The sequence below is a fragment of the Nostoc sp. C110 genome (assembly GCF_043099725.1).
GTDB classification, from domain to species: Bacteria; Cyanobacteriota; Cyanobacteriia; order Cyanobacteriales; family Nostocaceae; genus Nostoc; species Nostoc muscorum_A.
Genome location: NZ_CP171148.1, coordinates 5841181 through 5864127, shown reverse-complemented (window position 1 = coordinate 5864127; position 22947 = coordinate 5841181). Strand labels below are relative to the sequence as shown.

The following is a 22947-nucleotide window of genomic DNA, read 5'->3' as shown; positions in this document are numbered from 1 at the left end:
CTCGAAGAAGTCGGGGAGCTGCGATCTGCAATTCTCACAAATCAAATAGGATTGCTATAGTTGAGTGTATTTACTTGTATTTATGAATTAGATGATTTATCCTGCTTGGCTTTTTTGATTAATTCCATGTAGACATTAATCTCACTAATTTCGATATCATGCTCAACTCTGGTTACTTTCCATTTCTCCTTTTTTAGGTAAACTTCCTCTCCTACTCTGGGAGTAAATTGGAGATCATAGAACTTTTTTAGAAAATCTTTTTGATTTTCTTCCCATAATATTACTTTGACTGGTTCTTTACTCATTGCTTATGCCTTTTTGGTTACTAGATGAAGGTAAGTAGTTTGATGACATACATACGGCAAGTTTATCTTACTAATTCAATGGAATAGCGTAGTTAAAGCCACATTTTAATATTGATATTTTTATCTGGTTTGATTGCGTCCAATAAAGTTACAGCACAATACCATAACTTTAGTAAGCACCTATAGTCAGAGTTTATCAAACAATTACTTCTGGATCGCTTATTAAAGCAATCCATAGATTAAAGACTTTTTCTGGCGAACCATGCTAGTAAATATCCTAAAACATTTCCATTCTCACTGTTACAATCACTGTGTTTTCACTAATGCTGGAGCGCGATCGCTATTTCTTAGCTAGTTCTTGCTCAATGTTGTGATAAGTATTTGTTCAGGCTTTTTGACTTTTATTCTGATCGTGATAATTCAACCGAATTTTATGGGAATACTTATAAATAGAAACCTAAATATTTTTGGTTCTTCAGTACCTGTTATGCCAAATTATTAGTTAAACATCAAAACTAGACTTTAAAATCAAGTTTAGAACGCTTAAGTCCAAAAGATGACCTAAAATGTTAAAAATAATGCCTGCTTTTGTTGTGTAGCAATGTTTTCAGCTTTTTAGTATATTAATTTAGCATACTAAGTACTGAAGAGCCATAATTTTATATTCTTTAAATAACTAAACATGAGTGTATTTAACAAATTTACAGCAGCATTTCAGGAATCTAGACAATTTTTAAAAAGAAGTCTAGAAGAATACATTATGTTTAGCTCAGAAGCTAAAAAGTTGACTTTGACAAAAAAAATGGTTTTACTTCTCTGTCAACAAGCAGAAACTAGAGTTGAGCAATTAAAAAGCTTAGAACCGCACTCTGAGGAGGGACTTATTGCGGTAATAGAGCACAATAAAATTCAAGTAACATTACACTTTACTCCTGAAAAAATAACTCTTAATAAAGATTGCGTTGAAGGGGAGCTTCGCTTATTGAAACCCCCTCAGTTTGAGACTGAATCGATAGTTTACCGTTACCTCATTGCAGGTTGGACAAGATTTCTGGGAGGTAAACTTCCCAATGGAGCTTTACCAAAAGAGGTTAGAATTGAAAATAATAAGGTTTACTATACTCTTCCTCGAACTCAATTGCAGCTTTTAGATTCCCTTTTTCATAGTCTTGAAAATGGTTCTTCTTTGATGATTAACCTTCAACAAGGAAATTTAACTATTGAAACTTCAGTAGCTCTGAGTTGGAATAATTTTAAGCTTCAAAATCTGCTTCAACTTCTGAATCTCAAATAGGCATATCTTAATCTGTCATATTTTGGTGCGATCGCTCTGGAAATCATAAAAGGACAATTGAGGATTCTGATCAAGCTCTCCTCATTTTGCCAAAATATGACAACAGACATAAAATGCCCATTCTATGTATTTTGCTGTGCAGCAATCTGGACAGTTTCTACATCAACATTGAGGTGTTGAGCAATCTGCTCCACACTCATCCCTGTTTTTAGTAACAGAGGGACGGTAAGTTTCAACATTTCAGCTTCCCGTTCTTCTCGACCTTCTTCTCGACCCTCGGCTTTCGCTTCCTGATAAACCCTTGTTTGCTCTAAAGTGAGTCCTAGCATAGCTTCAACTTCCTCTCTACTCAAGGTCGAAAACTTATAAACGGCGATTGTGGTGATGATGTCTAGTATTTCGTTTTGCGGCAGTGTGTCCGTTTCCTCTAATTTTACCCGCTCAATCAATTGCTTTACTTGCTCTGCCATCACTTCATCCGATGCTAGAGTCAACTGCATCAAGTTGATGCCTATTGGCTGCTGATTAGTCGCGCCTAACTCATCTAAATAGATTTGCTGCACTTGATCGCTGTTGAGAAATATTCGATGAGTTCTTTGATCCCTTGGTTCCAAAGACCGTGATGAAAAAATTACCACACAGAACCAGTCATCGTACTGAGAACGATTCCGGTTCAGGTACATCAGCGACTCGGTAAAGAAGCGATGATAAAGAGCTTCATCTCTTTGGAATTGAACTTCAGCAAAAAAAATCACCCTGGATGTTGCATCTTCTGGAGGTAAAAACACACCATCCATGCGAAAAGCGGTTTCTTTGACTTCAACTGATTCAAATCGATAGTTTTGCCCTTGCAAAGGAGGATTATCAACCAGTTCAAAGAGTAATCCAGGAAAGCGCTTAAAAATTTGATAGTAAATGGAGTCTCGTTTCACTACTTCATCCTAAAATTATCTTGTTATCCTTAGGCGTAGCCAGTTGTAGACATCGCGGATTACAACCAAGCACTAAAAATTAATCCTAACTTGGCTGAAGCTTATGCTAATCGAGGTGTATAATTGCTTGCCAAATAAGTGCGATCGCATCGCAACTTCCACTTTTCCTTAGCTGATTTTAAGCGGGTAGGGTTTATCTTTATTTAAAGAGAGAGAGATTAAATCCTATAAACCATACGAAAAAGTAGCTATGGCAAGCGGTGAAGTATTTGATACCAAAACAAAATCCCTATCTGTGCCAAGGGTAAACCTGCTGACCATGTTCCGGCTGGGTTTATTTCAAATGGGGTTGAGCATGATGTCAATTTTGACTCTGGGCGTACTCAACAGAGTCATGATTCAAGAAATAGCAATTCCGGCGACGCTGGTATCAGTCGTTCTAGCACTGCCTTTATTTGTTGCTCCTTCCCGTGTCTGGTTTGGCCAGATTTCTGATGCCAAGCCGTTATGGGGATACCACCGCACAGCTTATGTTTGGGTGGGAGCGGCAATATTTGCGATCGCAGCATTTTTAGCTGTACAAGTAATGTGGCAGATGAATCTTGCCGCTACTAGTGCAGGTGGTTGGACATGGACAACCCAAACAATTGGCTGGACAGCACTTTTAGCTTTGGTTTTTGCTGTCTACGGTCTAGGAATTTGTGCTAGCGGTACTGCCTTTGCTGCTTTGTTGGTGGATATATCTGAAGAAGATAACCGTTCCAAAGTAGTTGGTGTGGTTTGGTCGATGCTAATGGTGGGGATTATTGTTGGGGCAATTATTAGTGCCAGTTTGCTGAAACAGTTAACGCCAGAGGCAACCTTAGAAACCTTACAGGCATCTATCACCAGGCTGTTTACTATCGTCCCAGCAATTGTATTTGGTTTAGCGATCGCAGCAACATTCGGCGTAGAAAAAAAATACTCCCAATACTTAACCCGTTCCACACTGGTGAACCGGGAAGACAGCATTACTCTAGGCAATGCTTGGAAAATCTTGACAGCTAGCCCCCAAACAGGTATATTCTTCACCTTTTTATTGGTGATGACTATCAGTTTGTTTATGCAAGACCCAATTTTAGAACCGTATGCGGGTCAAGTGTTTAAAATGCCTCTAGCGGAAAGTACCAAATTAAATATTTTTTATGGAACAGGACTACTGATTGCCTACGGTGTTACTGGCTTTTACATTGTCCCGCGTTTGGGTAAGCGCAGAACTGCACGTTTAGGCTGTATGTTGGTAGCATTCTGTGCAATATTGCTAGGTATTTCAGGATTCACAGCTAATGCAGCAGTTCTCAAACTAGGCTTGTTCTTTTTCGGTTTAGCCGCAGGTTTCTTAACTACAGCAGCAATTAGCTTGATGTTGGATCTTACCGCAGCAGAAGCCGCAGGTACGTTTATTGGGGCATGGGGATTAGCGCAGTCCCTTTCTAGAGGTGTGGCGGTAGTCATCGGAGGTACAGTTTTGGATATTGGACGCAAGCTGTTACCGAGTTTAGAGTTAGCTTATGGACTGGTATTTGCCCTAGAAGCACTAGGAATGGTGCTATCGATTTGGTTTCTAAATCGGGTGAACATCACAGAATTTCAAACAAGTACTAAGCAAGCGATCGCTTCGGTTTTAGAAAGCGATTTAGACTAAACTGTATGGGGCATTGGGCATGAGACAAATGACCAATGACCAATGACAAATGACAAATGACTAATAACCAATGAATGATTTTTGGACAACAATTCTAGATTTTGCCCAAACTACCACTACCAGGGTGGGCAAGCAGCTAATGCAAGATTTTGGGCAAGTACAGGCTTCCCAAAAAGCTGATGGTAGTTTGGTGACGCAAGCAGATAAGTGGGCAGACCAGGAAATTCGGGATGCGATCGCTTCTAATTTCTCTGGTTACGGCATTTTGAGCGAAGAGAGCGATCAGTCATTTCCTGGTACTGAGTGGTGTTGGGTAATTGACCCCCTAGATGGTACAACCAACTTTACACGCGGCATTCCTATCTGGACAATATCTCTGGGTTTACTGTATCGAGGCACGCCCATTTTTGGGTATGTTTACGCACCAACCTTGGATCAAGCTTTTCATGGTTTTTGGGCGGGTTCATCTGGTTTAGCAACACCAACAGGAGCATTTCTCAACCACCACCCCATCCACACCAGTGTTGATAGTCCCAGCAATAATCACTTTTTTAACCTTTGTTCTCGTAGTACCGCAGCTATCAAAAACGGCTTCCCCTGCAAAATTCGGATGTTGGGTGTAGCTAGCTATAATTTTTTGACAGTTGCTACTGGGGCTACTCTCGGTGGGATTGAGGCGACACCAAAAGTTTGGGACTTAGCCGGGGCTTGGGTAATTGTCCAGGCAGCTGGTGGGGTATGGGTATCGCTGAAATCAGAACCGTTTCCGTTGTCACCTGGAGAAGATTATAGCGATCGCTCTTTTCCCACTTTGGTTGTCAGTCGTCCCGAATTAGTTCCGGTATTTCAACCTTTTCTAGATGGCGTAAAAATCTAATCAGCTGCTCTCACACTTAAAACAGTTATTTTGTCAATCAGAGTAGTGAACGGCGACATCCCGACATCAAAGTTAATAAAGCCCTAGTCAGACAGAGAATTGAGTATAAATAAAACTGGTAATAATCCTGATTTCAGTTCAAAACCAATGTAGTTACTAATTTAAGTACCGTTGTGGCTTATATCACACTGCTTAATTTAGTATAAATAATTTTATGTTATCTAATCTAGATTTAATTCGAGAGTTTGTGCAAAACTCTATCCAGAAAAAAGAAATTTTGTTGTCAAATCCTGCTTTGACAGCGCAAACAGTGTATAAAACCAACCAATTGACAGCAAAAGGTGAAGGTGTGATTGCCACCTTCCAACTATCTAATACACTATCTGAATTCTTGATTTCTCCAAAATCATCCCAGTGGGAATTAATAAATCAGGTATTAGCAGAATATAGTTATCTTCTCAAAGGAGAAGTAGATAGTCGGGGTTTCTATCAGTATCAATACAGCGAAGTTCCCAAAGGCTATGAGATGCACTGTACTAAATCTGTACTTCTATGGCGAGCTTGGTGGAAATATCGCAAGTATACTTCAAGACTAGGGATTCCCTTGGAACTTCTGATCAGGACGCGGGATTCGTGGTATCCAATCCGAGATTTAATTATTAGTGATGGACTTCTTTATATCAAAACTTTAGGAAGCGAGATCGCACTTGATTCAGAAGACTTGGTTACTTGGTTAAGCAAAATTGATGTAACTAAAACTAGAGAAATACCTAGTACAGAGACGTAATTCGTAATTTGTAATTACTTTGCAAACGCAGTTTATACTCACCCTTTTAACGTTAAATTGACGCAAAGATTTTTGAAAATAGTGTGAAGAAAAATGAAAGGACTTTGGCTCGAAAATAATCAGTTGCAACTACGTACAGATATTCCAATTCCTGAACCGCCAGAGGGAGAAGCTTTGGTACGCGTCTTGCGTGCGGGTATCTGTAACACTGATTTGGAACTACTCAGAGGCTACTATCCTTACACTGGTATTTTGGGGCATGAATTTGTCGGCGTGGTTGAAAAAGGGCCAGAACACTTAGTTAACCAACGTGTAGTTGGAGAAATAAATGCTGTGTGTGGGCATTGTCGATTTTGTATCAGTGGACAACCAACTCACTGCGAAAATCGCACAGTTTTAGGTATTGTCAATCGGAATGGAGCCTTTGGTGAATATCTCTGTTTGCCGGTGGAAAACCTGCATTTAGTACCCGATAATGTGCCAACAGAAGTAGCAACATTTACCGAACCTATAGCAGCAGCTTTGGAAATTCAGCAGCAAGTACCATTGCATCCAAACGACAGGGTGCTAGTGGTTGGAGATGGCAAACTAGGGCAGTTGGTAGCCCAGACACTAGCTTTAACTGGCTGCGAACTCTTGGCTGTGGGGCGACATCAAGAGAAACTTGCCAACTTAGAGGCACGGGGAATTAAAACTGGTTTAGCTGAAGCTGTAAAAGATGGATATTTCGATATTTCCGTAGAATGTACTGGCAACCCAGAAGGATTTGCGATCGCCCGCCGCGCCCTCCGTCCCCGTGGTACGCTTGTACTTAAAAGTACTTATGCTGGCAACCTCAGCTTAGATGTTTCTTCTTTAGTAGTGGATGAAATCACCCTCATCGGCTCCCGTTGTGGCCCCTTTACTCCAGCCCTCCAGCTACTAGCCACAGGACAAATTGACGTACAACCCCTGATTCATGCCACTTACCCCCTCATTGAAGGGCTTGCAGCTTTTGAACACGCCCAGAGTCGCGGTGTTTTAAAAATATTGCTGGAAATTGGTTAATAGTTATTTGTCATTTGTCATTTGTCATTGGGTATGGGTTATTGCCCTTTTGCCCTTGTCTCCATCATTTTCCCCAGTCCTCAATCCCTAATATAGATAAGGATTAGTCTTCGGTTGATAGTCAAGACAATTGATCGCTTCTTCTGTATTGGCAATAGATGGGCGTACAGTACATTTAAGACGGTAATTGTCAGTAAAAAATTGGCAACCAGTACAGGGGATTTGATGCATTTGCTTGGCTGTAGTCACACTATCTCGCGCCGCCGTCCAGAGACTCATAACAACGAGAATAGTTAGAGTCCAAGCAGTGATAAAGCATATTGGGATTAACAAAGGTTGAATCCCATGAAGGACGAAAAATATCACTTCTAACACAGTATGTCCTGATACAAATTAGGAATTAGAAGTATATTAACTCCTAATTCCTAATTCCTAACTTCCGACTATAGAAGTATTTAAATACCAGCATGACCAAGAGCTAAACCTGTTACTAGCATTCCTAGCACAAGAAAAGGTTGGGCGCTGGCTTGGTACTTAACATCATTCTTCACAGGATCGCGCAAGAAATACATATCTTGCAAGGTGATTTGCGGGATGATTAACAGTACTAGTATCGTTGCATACAAATTTTCATGGATGCTGACAAGATAAGCTGCGATCAATCCTTGAAATACATCAATTGTCACTACACAAATCCATGCCGCAGTGGTGATACCAAACATTACGGGTAATGAATTTAATCCTAGCTGGCGATCGCCTTCTACACTCTTAAAGTCATTGACAATGGCAATGCCCAATCCAGCCAAGCTGTAGAACATTGTCAAAATTATAATTGTGGAATTGAGATCGCCAAACAAAGCGTGTCCTGTAGACCAAGGTAGGGTAATGTAACTTGCACCCAAGGCATAGCTGCCTAGCCAGCCGTTTTGCTTGAGTTTCAGGGGAGGTGCAGAATAAATATAGGCGATGAAAGAACCGATAATTGCGATCGCTGTAATTGTTGGGAATTCATGACCAGACCACACATCCAGCACAAACGCCAAACCATAGCCAGCAATCAGTAATACCCAAATCTGAATAATTACCTGGGGTAGGGGAATTGCCCCAGAGGGAATCGGGCGATAGGGTTCATTGATGGCATCGATTTCGCGATCGTAGTAATCGTTAAGGATTTGGGTGTAACCCGTCATCAATGGCCCAGCCAGCAGCATACAGGTTAATACTTTCAACACATTTTCCAGTGTCCAAGTATAGTTACCCGAAGAAGCCGCACCACAGACTACGCCCCAAATTAGGGGAATCCAGGTAATCGGCTTCATTAGCTGCAAACGAATTTTCCAAATTGAAGTTTCCCCAGCAGCTGCACCTTTCATCCCCAGCAACTGCCTAGTTTTCGCATTGCGATCGGCGGATGCGATCGCCCCTGGCGTTGGCAAAGCCATCGCTTGCTCATTGGGATTATTTACCACTGAGTCTAATGCCTCAGATGGGTTAGGGTCTGGGGTAATGGGAGTTGATTCTGACATAATTTTTACTGAATTAATTAGGCATTGGGCATTGGGGAGGCAGTGCGGTCTTGGGGTCTCCCCAAGTGGAGCAACTGCCGTCATTGGGCATTGGGCACTGGGCATTGGGCATTGGGATTAAGTTTCTTCCCTATTCCCTATTCCCTATTCCCTATTCCCCATGCCCCATTCCCCATGCCCCATTCCCATAACTTAAAACGAAATTATCAAATAATTATTCTGAAACTTTGCTCCAGCAACGGGTCTGCCACTCAGAGCCGGGGGTAGGGGAATATTCCGTCGCTGGTCTCCTGCTTCTACCGTCACTTCTGGCCCATATTGGGTGAGTTTGACTTGCTTTTTGTCAAATCCTGGCAAGAATAAGCGTACTTGACGATTGTGGATGTCTATTTCAATTGGTTTAGGAGCCTGTAAAGCTTGTGCTTCAAAGTTGGGTAGTGCGTCTATCAGTGTTTGCCAGTCACCTGTTAGCGAGTCGGGAACAACGCTGACAGGTAGGGGTATAAATTCCTCTGGCAGATTGACGTTTGTCTCAGGAGACACAAGCAGAACACCACCGACAGTTAAACCAATTTGTTGAGCGCTACCCCATAAATAACGAGCATTTGCTACGTCAATTGGATCTCCTGTGGTCACTAAGAAAGCAGCAAGACGCTTCGGATCGGCAAGAGCAGCTCTCCCTTTTTCCAAGAAATTATTGACTTGGTTGGTAGGCCCTGCAAAGTTATCTGCTGTCCAGTTGATATTGAAAAAGCTGCTAATTAGCGGTTGGATTAAGGGCGATTCAGTAATAGTCTTACCCAAATCGGAGTTGACAAATAATTGCCGAAATCGCCGAACATACCAACTGAGAGATTCTGGCAAACCCAACATTCGCAACGTTAAAGAGTCACCCGTGCCATCGTAGATGATCGCATCATATTTGCCACTGGCATCATATTCGCGGATAGCATTGAGAGCTAGGGCATTGTCCATCCCTGGCAATACTACCAGTTCTTGACCAAAAACGTCTTTGAAGATGGGCGTGCGGAGATATTGTGCCTCCAGTTTTTTCACTTCGTCCCAGTTGCGCTCAAGCAGTACAGATGCTTGAAACTGTACCGCCTGTAATTTGGGAGCGATTTCTTGAGGGTCGGCAGCAATGGTAGTACCCAACAGGATTGACAATGTTGGTTCTGCTTGTCCTGCTAGGAGTACGCGCTTGCCTTGACTTGCCAATAATTTGGCGGCGGCGATCGCAATTTTGGTACGAGCGGTGCCGCCTTTGCCCAAAAATGTCAATATTAGAGCCATTACTTGATTCCTATTTTCACCGCCGATCTTTTCAATTCCAACTTAGCACTCAATAAAGATTCTCAACCTGTGCTGGAAATTTCAGATACCGAGAAAAACTCCGATCTGAGTTCTTTATTACTACACAGGTTTAATTTCATCTTCAAAAAACCAAGTGGAAGTATTGTCCTCAAACAGCACTACTACACCGATCCCACTATCAATGACTTTGTAGCCTTGAATGATACCCACTTGTCCTAGTTTTTTTACAATTGGGGGAGAAACGCGATCGCGCAAACGAAACACTTTAACCTTTTGTCCGATTTCCATGCCTGATTACAATGCAACAAACCAGTCTCAGTGTAGCGGAATCCGTGACTCTGCTCTCATAAATTCAGTGGAGATGGGGGAGAGATTAAGAAAGAATAAATCCTAACTCCTGACTTAACAGCTTAAAATTAAATCGACAACCAAACAGGTACATACTCAATGTTTGTCTGGTTTTGCTCAAAAACACTTAAAAGCGATCGCGTAGTTTCAGATAAAATTGCTATTCTAGGGCAACAATAGACACCGACAGCACAATTACGGTTGTCACAAGAACGGCTGCGATCGCACGACTTTGCTAGATATAGTAGCGCTTCGATCGTCCCATGAACAGACATCCGAATCAAAGCATTTTTCTTGACTATCAAGCAATTATATGGTACAAACAGCCTAATTATTTGTGGTAGATAGTTCTAGGAACCAATTGATAAATTCATTGGTCTTGCCTGGATAAGATGTGATTAAGAGTATAAAAATGGTAACTAGTAACTTGTGTGTTTAATAATAATGCTTTTTAAAATAAAGTTTTTATTGTTAAAGTAATGCGGTAAAGTAGCCACCAATAGTATAAGATCTGCGAATAATTTAGCTATGATCTGTAGCGGTGTGTAAGGATGAAGCTTTCGGTTAAAAGTAATTCAACTTGGTTGCAAGTGTGGCGCTACTGGGAATTGCTGCACGTCTTGGTAGCACGAAATCTTAAAGTGCGTTATCGGGGTTCATTTCTGGGGGTTTATTGGTCACTCTTGAACCCGTTGATTATGACCGGGCTATACACTGCGATTTTTGGGACAACGTTTTCGTCGTATTACAATAACTCAATACCAAACTATGTATTAGCAGCATTTACAGGGCTAGTGGTAATCAACTTTTTTTCAGCTTCGACTTTTCAGGCTTTGAGTAGCGTAGTGGCCAATGGCTCACTTTTAAATAAAATTCGTCTGCCAGTCAGTATTTTTCCAATATCAATGATTGCAGCAAATGTATTTCAGTTTGCCGTCGGGGTGTTGCCATTGTTAGGAATTATAACTTTTGTAAAATCCAAAAGTTTAGTAAATGTGCTGGCGTTGCTGTTTCCATTTATAGCACTGGTTTTGGTTTGTACAGGAATTGGTTTTTTGGTAAGCGCTTTATATGTATTTTTTAGAGATTTACCTTATTTTTATGAGTTAATTATATTTGTAATTTGGATCAGTAGTCCTGTGTTTTATCCGCCAGATATTGTTCCAAAAGCAGTAAAAGCATTTTTAGGGTTAAATCCTTTATCACCAATTATAGAAAGTATCCGTCAAATTACACTATCGGGAGTGCTACCAGATTTAAGTTTAATTTGGGGAGCCTTGCTCAGTGGCATAATTATTTTGTCACTGGGATGGGTTTGTTTTCACCTGTGGCGGCATCAATTTATGGATTTGCTGTAAATACATGGAAGTAATTCGCCTAGATCGAGTTTCGCTGTGGCGACGGACACAAGAAGAGTTTTCTTATGACCTAAAGAAAACACTCCTATCTGTTTTAGAGGGAAAATATCACCAGCCTGCGAAAAAACAGGTGCTAAATGAAATTGATTTAGTTGTTGAAAGAGGTGAAAAAATAGGTATTATAGGGGCAAATGGCTCTGGTAAATCAACACTATTAAAGATAATTTCTGGGATTTTGCAACCTACCAGCGGTTTGGTGCGAGTACGCGGTCAAATTGCTCCATTGATTGAACTTGGAGCGGGGTTTGATGCAGAAATTTCTGTGATGGATAATATTTTGCTGTATGGCGTATTACTAGGATATTCTCGAACAGAAATGCGGAAAAGAACGCTTTCAATATTAGAGTTTGCAGAGTTAGAAGATTATGCATTAGTACCAGTGAAGGGATTATCTTCTGGGATGGTAGCACGATTAGGGTTTGCGATCGCCACCGATATACAGCCGGATATTTTGATATTGGATGAAGTATTGTCGGTAGGAGATGAAAGTTTCAAAAACAAGTGTAAGCGAAGAATTGATCAATTTTGGAATCAGAACGCTACTGTATTAGTAGTTTCTCATGATTTAAAATTTATCAAACAGTCTTGTGTTAGAGGAATTTGGTTAGATCAAGGAAAAGTGCGTTTTATGGGAAACGCGGATGAAACTACTGACTACTATTTAAATTCAGTAAGTAAAATATAATGTAAATTATCTAATATTAATTATTTACTTATCAGTAGAAATTCTGCCTTAAGGAAAATTATTTGGTGAACTACGTGAATTGGACGACTATATGATTAGATAGACTTAGATAAATATCTAGTTAGACTTTTAATAAAATTTACTAATAAACAAAAATGTATTCTTTTGTGAAGAATGATTGATGATAAATTTCAGGAGAATCAGATGGATTACGAAAAAATACTAGAGCGTATTAATGATGTTTATCAACAATCTGTTAGGTTTGATCGCCCGGCTGGAAATGAGGAAAATGAATCAAGCAAAACAATAAATCTACCTCATCAACTAATAAATAATAGTTACGTTACAGAAATTGATGGTAACTATTTATTATTTTTTAATAAGATATATACAAATACTATTCGTAAATGGCTAAAAAATATTTTAAAGAAAATAGCATGGCCTATTTTGAAAAGACAAGTTTATTTTAATTCTGCTGTTAGACAACTTTTATACAATTTAATCCAAAAAAGTGATGAATATTCTACAAGTGATAAGGAGGTAAATAAGAAGTTTTCTCAGCTTGAGCAGAAAGTAGAACAGCTTTCTCAGCTTGAGCAGAAAGTAGAACAGCTTTCTCATCTCGAACAGAAAATAGAACAGCTTTCTCAACTTGAACAGAAAATAGAACAGCTTTCTCAACTTGAACAGAAAATAGAGCAAATTTCTACTGAATTAGAAGGTGACAGCAGCGTAACGAACCAAGCCTCTTCTAATGAAGAATCTAAAATTGCGAGTGGTTTATGGTTCAATGAACCAACAATTGTGGGCTATAACGAAAATGGCGAAGCTTATTGGGCAGGAACTAATGAGAGAATATTCGAGAAGACCTTTGTTTTACAATCTCTTGCCCGTTTGTATGAATCAAGCAGTATAACAGTCTTGGATGTTGGGGCTGCCGAGAGTCTCCTTTCGTATGAGTTAGCTAGTTTTAATTATTCAGTTACAGCGATAGACATTCGCCCCATAGCTTTATTTCATCCCAATTTGAAGTTTGTTAAAACTGATATCTGCAACCCTGTATTAGCGCCAGCTAGTTTTGATTGTGTTATTGCTTTATCAACTTTGGAACATATTGGCTTAGGATGGTATGGAGATAAAACGGGGGAAAATTATGATGTTAAAGCTGTTCAACAGATTAGTCTACTTTTAAAACCAGAAGGTAGTTTTATCCTTACAGTTCCCTATGGTAAAAAAGCTTTAACACCAGTACATCGAATATATAACCAAGAATCACTACAAAAACTAATTCAGGATTTCAGGATAGTTCAAATATCCTATGGAGTACGTAAGGATGATTTTACTTGGGTTATCACTGAAAATGAATTAGAAGCATCGGAAAAAGAACATAATCCAGATAATTACCTTCCTGGCGCAGTAGCTATGTTGGTATGTAAAAAAAACCTTGTATAAAAAATTAAATCTCAAATTTACGCAGTATGAAAATAGCTATTGATCTTCAAGCTCTGCAAACAAATAATTCTAGAAATAGAGGTATTGGTCGTTATACACAATCTGTAATAGAAGCTCTCTTTGGACAGCAGAATACTCTGAGTTACCAGCTATATACGAATAGTAATCTACTATCTCCAGATATCGATGAGAATTACTTTCAGTATAATTCTTTAGATTACCCATACATTGGTAGTTGCGACATAAATGAACTACTGTTAAAAACTGTTTTAATGGCATCAGATATTGATGTAATATTTATACCTAGCCCGATGGAGGGTTTAGAATGCACAATCCCTAACTATAGCGATTTTCCTAAAAAAGTTTTTGTCATCTGCTATGATTTAATACCTCTCATCTTTTCTGATAGATACTTAAATGAGTTAAATATGCGCTCACTCTACATGAAGCGCTTAAAAAATATACAAAATGCTGATTTTATATTCGCAATTTCTGAAGCTACCCGCCAAGATGTAATTAAATTCCTCGATATACCCCCTGAAAGAGTTTTAAACGTTTCGGGTGGTGTTTCTGCTTTTTTTACTCCCATTCCTGCTCATGAACACCAAGCTTGGCTCGATACTTTTGCAAAGAAGTTTGGTATTTACAAAAAATTTGTTCTTTATACGGGAGGCGAAGATTGGCGAAAGAACATTGAAGGGCTAGTCACTGCTTTTTCTGCCTTACCCAAGAATTTGCAGGAATGTTACCAGTTAGTAGTTGCTTGCAAAGTTTCTGAGCATTTTAGTAAAGAAATAACTAGCTTGGGGACAAAATTAGGAATTAATAAATCTATAATATTAACCAATTATGTTACAGATGAAGAACTAAGAGCTTTATACTCAACCTGCTCTCTATTCGTTTTTCCTTCTTTTTATGAAGGTTTTGGTTTACCGCTACTTGAGGCTATTTCATGTGGCGCACCATCGATTGCAAGTAATAGCTCATCTTTGCCAGAAATTTTAGGTTCTGATGAATTACTGTTTGATCCATACTCACCTTCTGATATGGCTGGGATCATGCAAAAAGTTTTATCTGATGAGAACCTTAGAACAAAAATCTCAGAGGATGCACTTCAGCAATCAGCAAAATTTTCTTGGGAATCTGTTGCTAAAAATATGCTTGATGTGTTTCAAGAGCATCAGCTATTAAATAAAGTATCTATTTCAGTTAATCAAAAGCCACAAATTGCTTTTTTTAGCCCATTCCCACCAGCTAAATCTGGTATAGCAGACTATAGTCGGGACTTGTTACCATCATTGGGAAAACATATTAACCTTGATTTATACCATGATGATAGTTATTTGCCCGATATTAACATCAGTAATAACTTATTTTCCCATAGTGAATTTGAAGAAAGATCAAAATCTCAAGTATACGAAGGTATTATTTACCAGATAGGGAATAGTAGTTACCATTCTTATATGTACTCCCAATTAATGAGATATTCTGGAATATCCGTGTTACATGACTATTACTTGGGAGGACTAATTAATTATATGGAAGCTGGTTGTCCAGAGCTTGGCATTAAATTTTATAAAGAACTAGAACACAATTATGGAAAAGATAGAGCCGTAGAAATATTACAACTTTTGAAAAGAGGAGAATTGAATATTCATGAAAAGTTATCTCAAGCAGATATTTATATAAATAGAAGGATTTTTACACGTTCTCTAGGAGTGATATTGCACAGCAAATGGGCTTACAACTGTGCTATTAAAGAATTTACTAATGACAATGACTGTATTGTTCATATACCCCAGCCAGTACCCAAGTTTACTATTGGGAAAAAGTCTGTTAAAGATGAGCGTCAAAAGTTAGGTATTCCTAACGATAAAATTATAATTTCAACCTTTGGATTTATAAGTAGTACTAAACGCCCGGTAGAAATTCTTTATGCATTTAAGAAGTATCTTGTAACTCAACCTAATGCATACTTGGTATTTGTGGGTGGTACTGATTACCTTGGTACAATTAATATAGAAAATGAAATTAAAAAACTAAGTTTACAAGGTCAAGTAAAAGTTACTGGCTATGTCAAGATGCCGGACTTTTACCGTTATATAGAAGTATCAGATATATGCCTCAACTTAAGATTTCCTTTCAACGGAGAAAGCTCTGCATCACTTCTGCGAATTTTGTCTGTTGGTAAGCCTACTATTGTTACAGATATCGGTTCCTTCTCTGATTTTCCCAATGATGTGGTGTTCAAAATACCCCATCCTGGACAAAGTGATGAAGTAGAAGAGATATTGAAATCTCTTATTTTACTAACTCAAAACTTAGACTACAGAAAATCCCTAAGCGAAAATGCGTACAAGTATATTGCTAAGGAACATTGTCCAGATAAATGCGCTAATTTATACACAGAGCTTATCCAGCAAGTACTTTCTTCACCTCAAGCGAAAAGTAAAAAACTTGCTGACTATGTAGGACGTGAATTAGCTAAAGTTATACCCAATGCATCCACAAAAATACTTACTAATTTTGCTAGAGTTATTGATAATTCGTATAAGCAAGAACAGCAAGTAGTTGAAGTTCTTAATCTAAATAACACTGCTACAGAAATACTGACTTGTGTGCGAAAAAAACTGAACTTTAACTTTAATGATTTTTTGCACGAACGTCGCTCTATTTGTCTTGCAAAGATACCACAAGCTAAAGAAATATTAAGCATTGGATGTGCTGGAAATTGGTACTTCGAGTGGTTCGATAAGTTTTACCCTTACTCTATTGAAAATCACACTGGTATAGATTTAAATCCAAAACCACTAGGTTTACCAAATAATGTAACTTGGATTCAACATAATGGGGATGATCTAAGCTTAATAGAGTCGCAAAGCTTTGACTTAGTATTTGCTGGTCAATTTATTGAACATATATCTTGGGAATCGCAGGTAACTTTCCTGTTAGAAGTAAATAGAGTACTTAAATCAAATGGGACTTTTGTACTTGATAGTCCAAATTATACTGTTACTAATAGGTATGGATGGAAGCAACCAGAACACATACATGAACTAAGTTTTCAACAAGCGTGTGAGCTTTTACGGATTGCAGGTTTTGAAATTAAAGATTCATATGGTTTGATTCCAACAGACTTGTTAGGAATCCCACCTAATTTATTTGGCAAATATATTGAACCTTGTTTAGAAATAAATTTATATCAAGAAGATACTGAAAATGCAATTAATCAAGATCCGCAAAATTGCTTTGTTTGGTGGGTAACAGCTAAAAAAGTGAAGGAAATCGATCTTGTAGATAGAAGTCTAATTAAGCAAATGCAAGAGTTTTACCTGGAAAACCAAAAAATTAAAAATGAGGTAATTTTTCATGGTATTGGTTCAATAATTGAAATCAAACAAGAGTATTTTGTGATTGCAAATCCTGATGATGGACAAGGATTTGCAATCTTTGGTCCTTACGATTCTTATTACAAAGGTAAATATTTAGTTGAATTTGAGATATTTGCCTCTGATTCTGATTATGAAGAAATATATAAAAATAATCTAGATTTAGTTGTAGCGATCGCAGATATTTCTACTAATTCTGGTGCGCTAGTTATAGCCAAAAAAGAACTTACTTTAAGAGATATATTAAAGAAAGAAAAAACAAAACTAAAGTTTATTATAGATACAACATCTATACTAGAATTTAGAGTTTTATCGTTAGGACTCTATCCAGTTTTAGTTGGTATTAAACCAAAAGTAACAATGCTATAATTCAGTATTTACAGAGAATAAAAATATTGTAAAAAAAGTGAGCATGACAACAAAAAAAGCTCTAATCACCGGCTTAACCGGACAGGATGGTTCATATCTTGCCGAACTACTCATAGCAAAAGGCTACCAAGTCTTTGGTCTAGTCCGCCGTTCTAGCACCAGTAATCTAGAGCGTATCACCCACCTTTATGGCGACATTCAAATCGTATCCGGCGACCTCCTCGATCAATCATCCCTCATGGATGTAGTGAGCGAATGTCAACCTGACGAAATTTATAATCTCGCCTCTCAAAGTTACGTTCCTCTTTCTTGGACACAACCTGCTCTGACTGCTGAATATACAGCCCTTGGTGTCTCTCGCCTTTTAGAATCTATTCGTCGCTGCAAACCTGATGCCAGATTCTATCAAGCATCCAGTAGTGAAGTTTTTGGTCAACCCGACGAATCGCCTCAAACCGAACGCACTGCCTTTCGTCCCCGGAATCCTTATGGTGTTGCCAAAGCTTATGCTCATTGGATGACTGTCAACTATCGGCAGAAATACAACCTTTACAACTGTTGTGGTATTACTTATACTCACGAATCGCCTCGACGTGGGACAGAATTTGTATTTCGCAAAATCACGCACGCAGTTGCCCAAATTAAATTAGGTTTGGTAAATGAATTAAAATTAGGCAACTTAGATGCCCGTCGTGACTGGTGCTACGCCAAAGATGCTGTCTACGCTATGTGGCTGATGTTGCAGCAGGAACAACCCGATGACTACCTCATTGCAAGTGGTGAAACGTACTCTGTTAAAGAACTTGTTGAGTGTGCTTTTGACTGCGTGGGGCTTAATTGGCAAGATTATGTCTCGGTTGATCCCGCTTTTTATCGCGCTGATGAATCAGTGCAGTTAGTTGGTTGCATTGATAAAATTAAAATGGGAATAGGTTGGCAACCTCAATACTCTTTTAATCAATTAGTCGAGTTAATGGTTGATTATGACCTTAAGAAATTAAGCAGTTAGTTCATTTACCTTCTTAATTATAAATAACCATTAAATTGAAACTAAGAAAAAAGTAAAATAGCTTACCTAAGAATGTAACTAATGAGTTTTTGAGTTCTAGATTTTCTTAGGTAATTTTTTTAAATACAAGGTTTTATAATGAAGATATTTATAGATTGTACGCACACTGTAAAACATACATATAAAAATACTGGAATTCATCGAGTAGTTCGAGAACTAACTTCTGAATTATTGAAAATAAGCTCGAATCGTACAGATATAGAAATTGTAGTAGTTATGTTTGACGGTATTTTTATCAGGAGTGTGACTAATCTTAATCAACAGCAATATGACCATTTAGTCAAGGTGAACAAATATCTTGCTCTAACCAAAATAAATATAAAAATTCAATCTCTACTTTTGAAGTTGAAAAATAAATTTATGAATTTTTTATATATATTAAATTTGATTAATTTGTTCGATTCGAATTCAGAAAATAATAAAAAAGTTTTTCTTGAATTTGAAGGTTCTATAATCGAGCCAGAAGATATTTATGTTATAGCTGATGCTAATTGGGATTTACCTAAAACTTACTACCGATTTTTACAACTTTTAAAAAGGCATAAAGTTACTATTGTAGTTATATGTTATGACCTCATTCCAATAAAATTTCCAGAGTTTGCTTCCAAGAGATTTACTAAAGCTTTTACAAAATTCTACAGCGATTATTCAATTTTATTCGATAAGGTATTATGTATCTCTAAGAAGAGTGCCGAAGATTATAGTAATGCGAGAATTCAAGGATTGTTAACTAATAATAATTCACAAATTATTCAAAGTTTTCGTTTGGGCGGTAACTATTATAAACATGAGTTGTTGCTAAGTGAAGAAAATAATAAGCATGATGTAAAGTTACAGCAATTACTCAATAAAAAATATATTTTAGTAGTTGGAAGCTTAGTGCCTCATAAAAATATTAAAACCATCATTGCAGCCTTTGATTTATTGATAAATTCTAGTCATGATGATGTATTTTTAGTTTTTGCAGGTAATAAAGGTTGGGACTCAGAAACTGATAATTTTATAGAATCTAATGAAATGTATGGCAAGCTCATACAAATACTAGGTTCAGTGACTGATGCTCAATTAGATTTTCTCTATCAAAATTGTTACTGTTTAGTTCAAGCCTCCTTTTATGAAGGATTTGGATTACCTGTGGTAGAAGCACTTCAACACTGTAAACCTGTAATTGCCAGCAATGGTGGTTCTTTACCTGAAGTAGGAGGCGATTTTTGTAGATATTTCTCTCCTAATCAACCAACAGAACTGTATGAAGCTTTAAAAGAGCTACTTGATTCAGAGATTTACTATAACAATTTGGTAGAGCGCATCAGAAATGAGTATGTACCATTCTCATGGCAAGAATCTGCTGAAGAGTTTCTCTCTTGTTTGTATAATTAAATTCAGTTTAAATAAAAGCTTAAAAATTTGCTGGTCAATCTATCTTTTTTGTCTAATAAACCCACAGGTATCACAACCTACGCTTTAAATATTATTGCAAATCTGCAATCTCTAAAACTGACATTATTAACTCCACAGTCAATTCCTGACTATAAATACTATGAAATTTCATCAAAATTAACATCAGATTACGGCACAAAAGGTCATTTTAACCGCCTACTCTGGACACAATTTCAACTACCACAAATATATAAAAACTTTAAATCAAGTCTTTTATTCTCCCCGCTACCAGAAGCACCTCTTTATAGTAGTTGTCGTTTTGTTGTCACATCTTTTGATATGATACCATTGCGTTTTGCTAAACGCTTCTCACCACTCACAGCCTATCACCGCTACTACACTCCCCAAGTCCTTAAGCAAGCACAACACATTATTTGTATCTCCCAGACTACGGCTAAAGATATCACCGATTTTTACGAAATTCCCGCCAGTAAAATTACTGCGATTCCTTTGGCGCACGATCGCACTCACTTCCTTCCTCTCAACCTCCCCACTAGCAACTATTTTCTCTACATTGGTCGCCAAGACCCATACAAAAACATCCAGCGACTCATCAGTGCTTTTGCGGCGTTATCTAACTGCAAAGACTATGAACTATGGTTAGTAGGGCCAATTGATTCGCGTTACACCCCGACTTTAAAAGTGCAAGTTGCAGAATTGGGTGTAACTAATCAGGTGAAGTTTCTTGACTATGTTCCTTACAGCGAATTGCCAAAAATCATCAATCAAGCGATCGCTCTGGTTTTCCCCAGTCTCTGGGAAGGCTTTGGTTTACCGGTTCTGGAAGCAATGGCTTGTGGCACTCCCGTCATTACCTCCAATCTCTCCTCTTTACCTGAAGTGGCTGGCGATGCGGCGATTCTGATCAATCCCTACAACACCGGAGAAATTACAGAAGCGATGCAGTCTATTGCAAATGATTCGGAGTTGCGATCGCACCTTTCTAGTCAAAGTATCACTCACTCTCAACAATTCAGTTGGGAAAAAACAGGAAAAGCAACCGCCGAAGTATTATCCCGTTACATATAAAAGATAAACTATCGCCAGAATTTAAATGCAATGATTTGGGATTTTGTCAAGATTTCAGATTATCTTGACTAATGACTTGTAATTAATCCTAAATCCTGATGAAAGCATTAATTCTTTCTGGCGGTAAAGGTACACGCTTACGTCCCCTCACTTATAGCGGGGCAAAACAACTTGTACCAGTTGCTAACAAACCTGTTTTATGGTATGGCATCGAAGAAATGGTCGCGGCTAGTATTACTGATATTGGCATCATCATCAGTCCAGAAACCGGGGCAGAAGTCCAAGGGAAAACCGGAAATGGAGAAAACTTTGGAGCAAACATCACCTACATCGTACAAGATAAGCCACTTGGACTTGCTCACGCCGTCCAAGTAGCTCATCCTTTTTTAGGTGATTCTCCCTTTGTCATGTACTTGGGCGATAACCTGATTCAACTAGGTGAGTTACGTTACTTTCTACAACAATTTAGCCAACAACAGCCAGATGCTCTGATTCTCTTACGTTCGGTTGCTAACCCTAGCGCCTTTGGTGTAGCTGAAGTAGATGATACAGGACGGGTATTACAGTTAATTGAAAAACCCAAAGTTCCTCCTTCAAATCTGGCATTGGTAGGGGTTTATTTCTTTTCTCACCTGATTTATGATGCGATCGCAAATATCCAACCTTCTGCCAGAGGCGAACTGGAAATAACTGATGCTATTCAACACCTGATTAATCAGGAAAAGCAGGTTGTAGCCCACAATCTCAAAGGCTGGTGGCTAGATACTGGCAAAAAAGATGACTTGTTAGAAGCTAACCGATTGATTCTCGATACCTATCTGACAGCATCAGTTATGGGCGAAATTGATTCTCAAAGTCAGATTATTGGACGAGTAAAAATTGGTGCAAAATCTAAAGTAATTAACTGCACAATTCGGGGGCCAGTAGTCATTGGTAGCGATTGTCATTTAGAAAACTGTTTTATTGGCCCTTATAGTAGTATTGCTAACAACGTCACACTCATTGATACTGATTTAGAACACAGTGTGATTTTAGAAGGTGCAAAAATTGCCGGAATCCATCAGCGCATTATTGATAGTGTGATTGGACAAAGAGCGCAATTGAGTCTTGCACCTCCTCGCCCCAAAGCCTTGCGATTTTTGATTGGCGATGACTGTCAAATTGAACTGACCTAATTCACTTATTAAAAATAGGACAAGCCACCATTAAAGTTGGAACACAGTGCCTGTAAAATATGAATGCGAAATTCATCTAACAATCAAAATACTGCGGCACATCCGATAAATAATATTAATGAGCATTGTAAATACCAAGATTCCTGAAGTTCTGCAAATTGAACCCCAAGTATTTGCAGACGATCGCGGTTTCTTTTTTGAAGCTTACAACCACCAAAAATTTGCTCAAGAGATAGGGATTGTTACGAACTTCGTCCAAGATAACCATTCTTGCTCTAAACAAAACGTTCTACGTGGATTGCACTATCAAATCCAACAACCCCAAGGTAAACTCATCCGTGCTGTTGTTGGTACTATTTTTGACGTAGCTGTAGATATTAGAAAAAGCTCTCCTACCTTTGGTAAATGGGTAGGTTCAGAACTCAGCGCTGAGAACAAACGCATATTGTGGATACCATTAGGCTTTGCTCACGGCTTCCTCGTACTTTCAGAAATAGCTGAAGTTCTCTACAAAACTACAGATTATTACGCGCCCCAAAGCGATCGCACAATTCTATGGAACGATCCAGATTTAGCAATAGATTGGCCCCTGAGTGCGCCACCGATTTTATCAGCTAAAGACCAAGCCGGGAAACCTTTGAGAACTGCTGAAGTATTTGATTAAGTAGTCATTGGTCATTGGTCATTGGTCATTGGTCATTGGATTTTGTCAGATACCCAGCCTCTTGCTATACCCTAAGCTTACTTTTATAGTGTGTGGAAAAACTTTGTCTTTCATCAAACTAATTCAACGTGAGTTCGACGGAT

General features: G+C 38.4%; 22 protein-coding genes. 15 read left to right on the top strand and 7 right to left on the bottom strand.

Going from position 1 to position 22947, the window contains the following annotated elements; genetic code table 11:
* Window positions 1-80 precede the first annotated feature (80 nt).
* Window positions 81-305, bottom strand: coding sequence for a hypothetical protein (locus ACFFRD_RS30060; RefSeq protein WP_109011393.1), 225 nt, complete (start codon window positions 303-305; stop codon window positions 81-83).
* A 682-nt stretch (window positions 306-987) separates the two neighbouring features.
* Here ACFFRD_RS30060 and ACFFRD_RS30055 point away from each other — a divergent pair.
* Window positions 988-1599 (top strand): hypothetical protein, encoded by a 612-nt coding sequence (locus ACFFRD_RS30055; RefSeq protein WP_392479393.1) that lies wholly within the window; start codon window positions 988-990, stop codon window positions 1597-1599.
* A gap of 122 nt (window positions 1600-1721) precedes the next feature.
* On the opposite strand, the gene ACFFRD_RS30050 is transcribed toward ACFFRD_RS30055, so the two are convergent.
* A complete protein-coding gene (locus tag ACFFRD_RS30050; RefSeq protein WP_392479391.1) occupies window positions 1722-2531 on the bottom strand; it encodes an Rpn family recombination-promoting nuclease/putative transposase in 810 nt (269 codons plus the stop codon).
* A gap of 51 nt (window positions 2532-2582) precedes the next feature.
* Between ACFFRD_RS30050 and ACFFRD_RS30045 the strand changes: the two genes are divergently transcribed.
* The 5 genes from ACFFRD_RS30045 (at window position 2583) to ACFFRD_RS30025 (ending at window position 6926) form a co-directional block, all read left to right on the top strand.
* Window positions 2583-2654 carry a tetratricopeptide repeat protein gene (locus tag ACFFRD_RS30045; protein ID WP_392483199.1) on the top strand — a complete coding sequence of 24 codons (72 nt, stop codon included), beginning with the start codon at window positions 2583-2585 and terminating at the stop codon, window positions 2652-2654.
* A 127-nt stretch (window positions 2655-2781) separates the two neighbouring features.
* The gene (locus tag ACFFRD_RS30040) at window positions 2782-4215 is read left to right on the top strand and encodes a BCD family MFS transporter (protein ID WP_114082749.1); all 1434 of its coding nucleotides are present in this window, start codon (window positions 2782-2784) and stop codon (window positions 4213-4215) included.
* Between the two features lie 70 nt (window positions 4216-4285).
* Entirely contained in the window at window positions 4286-5092 is an 807-nt protein-coding gene (locus ACFFRD_RS30035) for an inositol monophosphatase family protein (RefSeq protein ID WP_392479389.1), read from the top strand.
* A gap of 214 nt (window positions 5093-5306) precedes the next feature.
* The gene (locus ACFFRD_RS30030) at window positions 5307-5879 is read left to right on the top strand and encodes a hypothetical protein (RefSeq protein WP_190961920.1); all 573 of its coding nucleotides are present in this window, start codon (window positions 5307-5309) and stop codon (window positions 5877-5879) included.
* A 93-nt stretch (window positions 5880-5972) separates the two neighbouring features.
* Window positions 5973-6926: an alcohol dehydrogenase catalytic domain-containing protein gene (locus ACFFRD_RS30025; protein WP_392479387.1), complete on the top strand. Its 954-nt coding sequence runs from the start codon at window positions 5973-5975 to the stop codon at window positions 6924-6926.
* An 87-nt stretch (window positions 6927-7013) separates the two neighbouring features.
* On the opposite strand, the gene ACFFRD_RS30020 is transcribed toward ACFFRD_RS30025, so the two are convergent.
* From ACFFRD_RS30020 to ACFFRD_RS30000, 5 genes are all read right to left on the bottom strand, one after another.
* Window positions 7014-7301 (bottom strand): hypothetical protein, encoded by a 288-nt coding sequence (locus ACFFRD_RS30020; RefSeq protein ID WP_392479385.1) that lies wholly within the window; start codon window positions 7299-7301, stop codon window positions 7014-7016.
* Window positions 7302-7381: 80 nt separating this feature from the next.
* The gene (gene chlG, locus ACFFRD_RS30015) at window positions 7382-8452 is read right to left on the bottom strand and encodes a chlorophyll synthase ChlG (RefSeq protein WP_392479383.1); all 1071 of its coding nucleotides are present in this window, start codon (window positions 8450-8452) and stop codon (window positions 7382-7384) included.
* 192 nt (window positions 8453-8644) lie between these two features.
* Window positions 8645-9745, bottom strand: a complete 1101-nt coding sequence (locus ACFFRD_RS30010; RefSeq protein WP_392479381.1) for an ArsA family ATPase — start codon at window positions 9743-9745, stop codon at window positions 8645-8647.
* A gap of 120 nt (window positions 9746-9865) precedes the next feature.
* A complete protein-coding gene (locus tag ACFFRD_RS30005; RefSeq protein WP_114082757.1) occupies window positions 9866-10054 on the bottom strand; it encodes a DUF2862 domain-containing protein in 189 nt (62 codons plus the stop codon).
* A gap of 128 nt (window positions 10055-10182) precedes the next feature.
* Window positions 10183-10419 (bottom strand): hypothetical protein, encoded by a 237-nt coding sequence (locus ACFFRD_RS30000; RefSeq protein ID WP_392479380.1) that lies wholly within the window; start codon window positions 10417-10419, stop codon window positions 10183-10185.
* Window positions 10420-10665: 246 nt separating this feature from the next.
* Here ACFFRD_RS30000 and ACFFRD_RS29995 point away from each other — a divergent pair, with 246 nt between their 5' ends.
* The 9 genes from ACFFRD_RS29995 to rfbC all read left to right on the top strand — a co-directional run bounded on the left by ACFFRD_RS29995 (window position 10666) and on the right by rfbC (window position 22804).
* Window positions 10666-11472 (top strand): ABC transporter permease, encoded by an 807-nt coding sequence (locus ACFFRD_RS29995; RefSeq protein ID WP_392479379.1) that lies wholly within the window; start codon window positions 10666-10668, stop codon window positions 11470-11472.
* Between the two features lie 4 nt (window positions 11473-11476).
* On the top strand, window positions 11477-12217 hold the full coding sequence (locus tag ACFFRD_RS29990) for an ABC transporter ATP-binding protein (RefSeq protein WP_392479377.1): 741 nt from the start codon (window positions 11477-11479) through the stop codon (window positions 12215-12217).
* A gap of 204 nt (window positions 12218-12421) precedes the next feature.
* Entirely contained in the window at window positions 12422-13669 is a 1248-nt protein-coding gene (locus ACFFRD_RS29985; RefSeq protein WP_392479375.1) for a DUF268 domain-containing protein, read from the top strand.
* A 26-nt stretch (window positions 13670-13695) separates the two neighbouring features.
* A complete protein-coding gene (locus tag ACFFRD_RS29980; RefSeq protein ID WP_392479373.1) occupies window positions 13696-17427 on the top strand; it encodes a glycosyltransferase in 3732 nt (1243 codons plus the stop codon).
* Window positions 17428-17470: 43 nt separating this feature from the next.
* Entirely contained in the window at window positions 17471-18436 is a 966-nt protein-coding gene (locus ACFFRD_RS29975; protein WP_392479371.1) for a GDP-mannose 4,6-dehydratase, read from the top strand.
* 138 nt (window positions 18437-18574) lie between these two features.
* The gene (locus tag ACFFRD_RS29970) at window positions 18575-19876 is read left to right on the top strand and encodes a glycosyltransferase family 4 protein (RefSeq protein WP_392479370.1); all 1302 of its coding nucleotides are present in this window, start codon (window positions 18575-18577) and stop codon (window positions 19874-19876) included.
* A 48-nt stretch (window positions 19877-19924) separates the two neighbouring features.
* Window positions 19925-20965, top strand: coding sequence for a glycosyltransferase family 4 protein (locus ACFFRD_RS29965; protein WP_392479368.1), 1041 nt, complete (start codon window positions 19925-19927; stop codon window positions 20963-20965).
* 98 nt (window positions 20966-21063) lie between these two features.
* Window positions 21064-22140 carry a glucose-1-phosphate thymidylyltransferase gene (locus ACFFRD_RS29960; protein ID WP_392479366.1) on the top strand — a complete coding sequence of 359 codons (1077 nt, stop codon included), beginning with the start codon at window positions 21064-21066 and terminating at the stop codon, window positions 22138-22140.
* Window positions 22141-22258: 118 nt separating this feature from the next.
* The gene (gene rfbC, locus ACFFRD_RS29955; RefSeq protein WP_392479365.1) at window positions 22259-22804 is read left to right on the top strand and encodes a dTDP-4-dehydrorhamnose 3,5-epimerase; all 546 of its coding nucleotides are present in this window, start codon (window positions 22259-22261) and stop codon (window positions 22802-22804) included.
* Window positions 22805-22947 lie beyond the last annotated feature (143 nt).

Excerpts from the sequence above, each read along its gene's own strand:
- ACFFRD_RS30060 (WP_109011393.1), bottom strand. The coding sequence starts at position 305 with ATGAGTAAAGAACCAGTCAAAGTAATATTATGGGAAGAAAATCAAAAA.
- ACFFRD_RS30055 (WP_392479393.1), top strand. The coding sequence starts at position 988 with ATGAGTGTATTTAACAAATTTACAGCAGCATTTCAGGAATCTAGACAA.
- ACFFRD_RS30040 (WP_114082749.1), top strand. The coding sequence starts at position 2,782 with ATGGCAAGCGGTGAAGTATTTGATACCAAAACAAAATCCCTATCTGTG.
- ACFFRD_RS30035 (WP_392479389.1), top strand. The coding sequence starts at position 4,286 with ATGAATGATTTTTGGACAACAATTCTAGATTTTGCCCAAACTACCACT.
- ACFFRD_RS30030 (WP_190961920.1), top strand. The coding sequence starts at position 5,307 with ATGTTATCTAATCTAGATTTAATTCGAGAGTTTGTGCAAAACTCTATC.
- ACFFRD_RS30025 (WP_392479387.1), top strand. The coding sequence starts at position 5,973 with ATGAAAGGACTTTGGCTCGAAAATAATCAGTTGCAACTACGTACAGAT.
- chlG (WP_392479383.1), bottom strand. The coding sequence starts at position 8,452 with ATGTCAGAATCAACTCCCATTACCCCAGACCCTAACCCATCTGAGGCA.
- ACFFRD_RS30010 (WP_392479381.1), bottom strand. The coding sequence starts at position 9,745 with ATGGCTCTAATATTGACATTTTTGGGCAAAGGCGGCACCGCTCGTACC.
- ACFFRD_RS30005 (WP_114082757.1), bottom strand. The coding sequence starts at position 10,054 with ATGGAAATCGGACAAAAGGTTAAAGTGTTTCGTTTGCGCGATCGCGTT.
- ACFFRD_RS29995 (WP_392479379.1), top strand. The coding sequence starts at position 10,666 with ATGAAGCTTTCGGTTAAAAGTAATTCAACTTGGTTGCAAGTGTGGCGC.
- ACFFRD_RS29990 (WP_392479377.1), top strand. The coding sequence starts at position 11,477 with ATGGAAGTAATTCGCCTAGATCGAGTTTCGCTGTGGCGACGGACACAA.
- ACFFRD_RS29985 (WP_392479375.1), top strand. The coding sequence starts at position 12,422 with ATGGATTACGAAAAAATACTAGAGCGTATTAATGATGTTTATCAACAA.
- ACFFRD_RS29980 (WP_392479373.1), top strand. The coding sequence starts at position 13,696 with ATGAAAATAGCTATTGATCTTCAAGCTCTGCAAACAAATAATTCTAGA.
- ACFFRD_RS29975 (WP_392479371.1), top strand. The coding sequence starts at position 17,471 with ATGACAACAAAAAAAGCTCTAATCACCGGCTTAACCGGACAGGATGGT.
- ACFFRD_RS29970 (WP_392479370.1), top strand. The coding sequence starts at position 18,575 with ATGAAGATATTTATAGATTGTACGCACACTGTAAAACATACATATAAA.
- ACFFRD_RS29960 (WP_392479366.1), top strand. The coding sequence starts at position 21,064 with ATGAAAGCATTAATTCTTTCTGGCGGTAAAGGTACACGCTTACGTCCC.
- rfbC (WP_392479365.1), top strand. The coding sequence starts at position 22,259 with ATGAGCATTGTAAATACCAAGATTCCTGAAGTTCTGCAAATTGAACCC.